The organism is uncultured Gimesia sp. (assembly GCF_937910335.1).
Taxonomy (GTDB): Bacteria; Planctomycetota; Planctomycetia; order Planctomycetales; family Planctomycetaceae; genus Gimesia.
In genome coordinates this window covers 22,861-29,601 of record NZ_CALEMX010000022.1, presented here as the reverse complement: position 1 = coordinate 29,601, position 6,741 = coordinate 22,861, and the positions used below count along the sequence as shown (strand labels likewise).

The following is a 6,741-nucleotide window of genomic DNA, read 5'->3' as shown; positions in this document are numbered from 1 at the left end:
TTCCGTCACCGGGTCGGTTTGGACGGTTGCCGTTTCCGTCACCGGGTCGGTTTGGACGGTTGCCGTTTCCGTCACCGGGTCGGTTTGGTCGGTTGCCGTTTCCGTCACCGGGTCGGTTTGGTCGGTTGCCATTTCCATCACCGGGTCGGTTTGGTCGGTCACCGTTTCCATCGCCGGGACGATTGGGACGATCTCCTCCGCCTGGTCGGTCACCCGGGGTGGGTCTAGTTGAAGGTGTGCCGGGACGCGTTGAGGGACGTTGTCCTGTATTGGGTCGATTGTTCAGAAAATCAGCCACAGCAGCTCCGCCCACTGCGCCACCGATGGCGCTCGATCCGCCGCCTATTACGGGACGCGAGCCGCCCGCTGGCTTTTTGCTAAAGTCCAGAAACTTGTTTAAATCTTTTTGAGTGGGTCGGCCCTGAGGTCTGGTGCTGGGTCGTGTTCCCTGTGATGGCCTGGCATTAGGACGAGATCCCGGGCGTGTCCCCTGTGATGGTCGTGTGCTGGGACGCGTATTGGGCCGATTGCCTTGTGAGGGTCTGGTACTGGGGCGTGTGTTTGGTTTCGAACTGGGTCGAGTGGGACGCGAAGAGGGTCTTGAGCTTGGTTTCGAACTGGGTCTCGAACTGGGACGAGAGGTCGGTCTTCTGCTGGGGGAGGGACGACTCATTGACGGGGTTCGTCCTCCAGAAGGTCTGGCCCGTGAGGCTCCTCCACCACGAGAAGCGCCGCCTCGTGCTCCGCCTCCACCACGCCCGCCGCGGGCTGATAATTCATAAAGGGGATAACTGAAAGTGAGCGCCAGACTGCAAATCAGCACTAACGATTTATAATTGAATTTTTTCATTTCTGTTTCCTGTATATTGTGTTGTTTGTGTTGGTGATTTTTTACTGCCTCATGTTTGTCAGAAGGCAGGATTTATTCTCTGATGATGAAGACTTCATCAATATTAGGCAGGATTTCACCATTTACAACACGATTCACTTTTTGCCAGGTAAAGGTGTCATCGTCAACGGGCTTCAGAATACTGGTCGAAGTTGCGATTTCACCTCCAGCCAGAGTGGCTTTCGTTTTTACAATCCAACGGTCTTTCTTTTGCGACCAGAGGCCTTCCGCGTAGCCTCCTTTTGAATCGAATACCCAGGATCGGATCTGTTTTTTGTTTGCATCCCATCCTATGAACTGCATACCGCTGACGTTGTCGTTTTCCTCAATGGAAGTCACCTTGAAAGCACGGAGCAGGTAGTTATTGTTTCCAATCCACTTACAATCCGTTTTGATAGTGAAGTTTTCATCCCGATCGACCCAGGAGCCGACCATCCAGTCGAGTGCTTTGAGTTTGTCGTGGTGTGATGTATCCACGACTGCTTCCGGGTTTTCTGTGACGCGATCGAGTAACCATTTTCCTTCGCGTCTGATGTAGATCGCGTTGTAATTTCTTTTTTCAGGTTTTGTGTCTGGCACAATGACGGTAGCTATGCCTGATTCCAAAGCGACACTAGGGGAGATGAATTCGATCGAATTTGTTGCCACTTCGATCTTTGCCTGGTCAAGATTCTGGAACTGGCCCGCAAATTCGGTTTCCAGGGCAGATCGTCCTCTGATGATATCTCCGGTGACCTGACTCAAATAGACAGCATCAGGGGCCCAGAGTGCTGCTAGAGATTTGGCATCACGGGCGTTGTAGGCTTCGACATACAACTTTACCGCACTTTGAATTTCAGCGGTCGCATCCGCTTTTAACTGATTGACTTTTTCTGTCGCCTCAGGACTTTTGTTTTGGCTTTTGGTTAACTGTTTGATGACAGTTTGGGTTTTAGAATCGGCGGCACGGTCTTGGGACCACGCGAGTTGTAAGTTAGCGACGAATAGTATCAGCGCAACACCCACCATGAGTTGTTTCATTTCGAGTCTCCTGTATGTAGAGGGAATTATTTCAATTTCTCGCCAGAATTCTGCTTCGAAAGAGGTGAATCTTGAAGTGAAAACAGGTTGGCGTCATTGCAGGTGAGCGTCTTACTCAATACACAATTCAATTGCACTCTATTCTAATCAAATTTTCAACCGATCTGATCCGAAAACAGAAAGTATTTACTGTATACTGTGATCAAAAATTACAGGACGACTTCTGATTTGATATGCTTCTATCAGGATGAATTATTTCATTGGCTGCACATGATATGGGATCTGATAATGATTATGTGAGAAGTTCCGAATGGCTCTTGCTTTTTGTTTGGTAGTGCTTGATGGTATAATATACAAATTGACCATTGTAAAAGTGGTTATCTTGAGCGTTTTGATTTGATGAATCTACGATCTTTCCCTTTCGTATGACGCCGTTGATGGTGCTGATACCCTGCCTGTTGGAATTAGAGAATACATAATGCACGAATTATTCAATCGAATCCATCACTGTTTCTGCTACTTCATAGTGATCTTCACAGGACTTTGTTTGAGTAACCATTCTCTCTGTGCGGTGGACTGGCCGACTTACCGGGCCGATGCGAATCGTAGTGGATACACGACTGAGTCGCTGCCGACGAAACTTGTGTTGCACTGGAAGTCTCAGACTACACATGCACCACAGCCCGCCTGGCCGCGAAGTACGCGGTTGACTTATGACCGTGTGAATCATTGTGTGATCGCCGATGGTCATGTTTTCTTTGGTGATAGTGTGACCGGAAAAGTGCATGCTCTGGATCTGTTGACGGGGGCGCGGATCTGGGAATTCTATACAGAAGGACCCGTACGATTTGCCCCGGTTGCCTGGCGTGATCAATTGTTGGTGGCCAGTGATGATGGATTTCTTTATGCACTGCACGTCGATGATGGAACTTTGTTATGGAAACATCGTGGCGGACCGAGTGAGAAGATGGTGGTCGGGAACGAGCGTGTGATTTCCAAATGGCCTGCACGGGGCGCACCAGTCGTGGTGGATGGTACCGTCTATTTTGCAGCAGGGATTTGGCCCAGTGATGGAATATTTCTCTATGCGTTGAATGCCAAAACGGGCGAGCAAATTTGGTCGAATAAAGATTCCGGCCAGATTTATATGCCTCAACCTCACGGGGGTGCGAACGCGAACAGCGGCATCTCTGCACAGGGATATCTGGCGATTGCCGGGGATCATCTGCTGGTTCCAGCGGGGCGGGCGGTGCCTGCATCGATGGATAGGCGCTCAGGAAAGTTCGAATACTTTCATCTGCAAAAAAACAGGAAAGAGGGCGGGGGCGATACTGTTGTTATCAACGATCTGTTTCTGAACAGCGGCGTGATTTTTCAGGCATCAGACGGTCAAGCCATCGGAAAGTCTGCAGGGGGTCAAACCGCTGCTACAGAGGATGGTCTTGTGCAGGCCGGTAAAGGCACGATTTCCCGCTATGAATGGATCGAAACGGAAAACCCAGATCGTAAAGGCAAGCTGGTCCGCACTGTAGGACTCAAAAAAATCTGGTCTGTCAAATTACCACATCCCAGCGAAAGCCTGATCATTGCCGGGGATAAAATCGTTTCTGGTTCTGCAGGATTTGTAGATATTTTTGATTTGAAAGCAGGTGCCGGCGTCTCTTCTTCAGTGGTGGAAGGTGTGGCTTACGGATTGTCGGTCAGCGATGGTCATCTGGTAGTCAGCACGGATCGGGGAACTATTTACTCATACGGCGCTAATTCTGCATTGCCCGCTGGTTTAGAAGAGAGACCGGCATTGAAGTCACCGTTTCCTGGTGATTCCACCGTTGCGAAAGCGGCAGTGGAAATTCTCAAAGCATCAAAAATTGACAAAGGTTACTGTTTTGACATCGGTTGTGGCGATGGGGCACTGGCGTATGAATTAGTGAGTCGCTCGAAACTGCGCGTGGTGGCGATTGAGTCAGATCCCGAGTTGGTTGCTCTGGCACGCAAGAACCTGACTGCAGCGGGCGTGTATGGGACGCGGGTGACGGTGTTGCATCGTCGGCTCGATCAAACAAACTGCCCGAATAAAGTGGCAAACCTGATTGTCTCCCGTCGATCCATTGACGCTGGCGCGGAATTGTTTGCATTAGACGAAGCCAGGCGGTTACAGCGTCCCTATGGCGGTGTCATCTGCTATGGCAAACCGGGTGCATTAAAAACGGACCGGCGAGGAGTGATCAAAGGAGCTGGAGAATGGACGCATCAATATGCAGACGCGGCGAATTCGTTGTGCAGTGATGATAAACTGGTTAACGGTCGGTTAGGTATGTTATGGTATCGAGATTTTGATTTTGTGATTCCCTCGCGGCATGGTCGCGGTCCGGCACCCTTGTTTTCGAACGGGCGTTTGTTTCATGAAGGGAATGATGGCTTGATTTGTGTGGATGCCTTTAACGGTCATGAACTGTGGCGTTTTCAGATCAAGGGTGTGCTCAAAGCCTACGATGGCGATGAACTGATGGGCGCTTCCGGAACGGGCAGTAATTATTGTCTGGGAGGCGATTCGGTTTTTATTCGTCATGAACAGAAATGTTTTCAGTTGGACGCGGCGACGGGAAAGCTGGTGAAGACGTTTGAAGTTCCACCGTCTAAAGATGATTCCGCGAAAAAAGAAGTGCAGCCCTGGGGTTATATCGCCTTTCATGATGGGGCACTCATTGGCTCTGCTGCAGATCCGAAGCATATTGTCGCATTTCGCTATCATCACACAACGGGCGACATGAGTAAGCAACTGACCGAATCAAACCGGCTGTTTACCTTTGACGTCAAAACCGGGAAGCTGAAGTGGCAGCACGAATCGAAGGATTCCTTTCGTCACAATGCGATTGCGATTGCCGATGAGAAAATTTATCTGATTGATCGTCCGCTGGCAGATTTTGATCGAACGAAATTGGAGAGACGGAAACCGCGTCCCAAATCGTGGAAGCAACCTACGGGTGAGTTGTTGTGTTTGAGTCTTTCGGATGGTTATGTGATCTGGAAAAACAAAGAGGATATCTATGGTACGATGCTGGCGGTCAGTCCGAAAAATGATGCATTGCTGATGAGTTATCAGCCGACGAGTTTCAGGCTGTCTTCAGAAACAGGTGGCAGGCTCAGCGTGTTTGACAGCAATACCGGGAAAAAGACGTGGGAGGCCAAAGCAAATTACAGCTCGCGCCCCTTGATTAATGGAAAGACTGTTTATGCACAGGGTGGGGCCTGGGATTTGCTTTCGGGAAAACCGAAGCCGTTCAATTTCAAACGTTCGTATGGCTGCGGCATTATGGCAAGTTGTGAAAACATGATGTTCTTCCGGTCCGCCACGCTCGGATATTTCGATTTCAATAAAAACAACAAAATCGAAAACTACGGTGGCGTGCGTCCTGGTTGCTGGATCAACGCGATTCCCGCCGGCGGTCTGGTCTTGGTTCCCGATGCTTCAGCGGCCTGCAGTTGCAGTTATCTGAATAAATCCTGGTTTGCTTTGGAAACGATGACAGCGGCTGAGTAGTTTCAGCTGTTGGAAGTCTTTTGATTTCTGTCGTTAGCTTCAGTCTTGCTATTTCGGCGAGGTAACAGCGGCCATTTCATGAGAAATTCTCCTACAAGTGAATTCAGGGGAAGCTGTCATCGTAGAATGAATACGATCTGTTATTGAAATGTTCATTCAGGGGAGAGGGATCAAATGATTTTGGGTGGCATCTGGTATGATTTCGTCTAAAGGCAAAGAGCAGCAATTGGCTCTAAAAACTTCGGAGTATTGAATCTCGGTCACATCGGTCTGCTTAGCAGGCCCGAATTTGTTCACCATCATCTGAGAATTAGAATTCGCCGATCACATTCCCATCGTTCCGGTTGAGAAGATTCTGGAACAGGAAGTCTTCGTCGGCATCGGTTGGATTGGGATCTTTCTCGATGTTTTCACTGAGGAACCGGACAGCTCCGTCTGCAAAAAGAAACTGAGCTCCACCGGTGTGACTGCTGCTGATGCCGCGGGCGCATTGCGTAACGGTTTCCCCAAAGATGGTACTGCTTCCTATGGGATTGATTCCGAAACGCCCAATGCAGAGGGCATATCGACCATGAAATGTTGTTCCATCACCTCCAATTCCGAACATAATGGCAGCATTACATTCAAGAGAGCCGGTTGGTGTTTGAGTCCGCCAGCTTCGTTCGGTGACCATGGCGGTATTCGAAAGCCCGTCCTTATAATCACGAAATCTCAAGCTCGTATTTCTGCTGAACGATCCCTGAAACTCCTCACCTGTGTTGACTGACCAGAAGTCTCCATCTTCAATTCCAGGGTAGTTGGAAGTCGTTACTGGAACTGCATCGAAAGTTTTGTTGAAAGGCGCGTGACCTGTGTTTAAATCTGGCGCTGTGTCGGAAGGACAGCGAAATACACTGATGGGAGTTTGCATTAATGGGAGGAGGTTAACGTCGGATAAAGCGCCGCTCAGATCTAATGGACTGCCGACACTCAGTTTGTTGTACAGCGGAGCTTGCTCCACAAATGGAAGAATCATGACTCCCCATCCCCAGTGGGAGTCAAATCGTTTTTTGACGATCCATCCTGGTGGCAGGGCTCTATGGGTTTCATGATAATTGTGGAGTGCGAGTCCGATTTGTTTAAGATTGTTTTTGCAGGATGATCGGCGGGCTGCTTCACGCGCCTGCTGCACGGCCGGCAGGAGCAATGCGACCAAAATAGCAATGATGGCAATTACCACCAGCAATTCAATGAGAGTAAAACCTAATGAGCAGGGAACGATGGAGCGTTTAATTCTGGTCATAAGCACAAA

3 protein-coding genes and 1 pseudogene are annotated in these 6,741 nt (G+C 49.4%); 1 reads left to right on the top strand and 3 read right to left on the bottom strand.

Features of this window, described 5'->3' with window-relative positions; all coding sequences use genetic code 11:
* Together Q0668_RS00905 and Q0668_RS00900 are read right to left on the bottom strand one after the other, a co-directional pair.
* A pseudogene (locus Q0668_RS00905) lies at positions 1-850 on the bottom strand (hypothetical protein); the annotation flags it as partial.
* Positions 851-922: 72 nt separating this feature from the next.
* Positions 923-1,909: an SgcJ/EcaC family oxidoreductase gene (locus tag Q0668_RS00900; protein WP_298859002.1), complete on the bottom strand. Its 987-nt coding sequence runs from the start codon at positions 1,907-1,909 to the stop codon at positions 923-925.
* Positions 1,910-2,456: 547 nt separating this feature from the next.
* Between Q0668_RS00900 and Q0668_RS00895 the strand changes: the two genes are divergently transcribed.
* Complete coding sequence (locus Q0668_RS00895; RefSeq protein WP_298859000.1) at positions 2,457-5,450, top strand: PQQ-binding-like beta-propeller repeat protein; 2,994 nt, start codon at positions 2,457-2,459, stop codon at positions 5,448-5,450.
* Between the two features lie 310 nt (positions 5,451-5,760).
* Here Q0668_RS00895 and Q0668_RS00890 read toward each other — a convergent pair whose 3' ends face one another.
* Positions 5,761-6,732 carry a DUF1559 domain-containing protein gene (locus Q0668_RS00890; protein ID WP_298858998.1) on the bottom strand — a complete coding sequence of 324 codons (972 nt, stop codon included), beginning with the start codon at positions 6,730-6,732 and terminating at the stop codon, positions 5,761-5,763.
* Positions 6,733-6,741 lie beyond the last annotated feature (9 nt).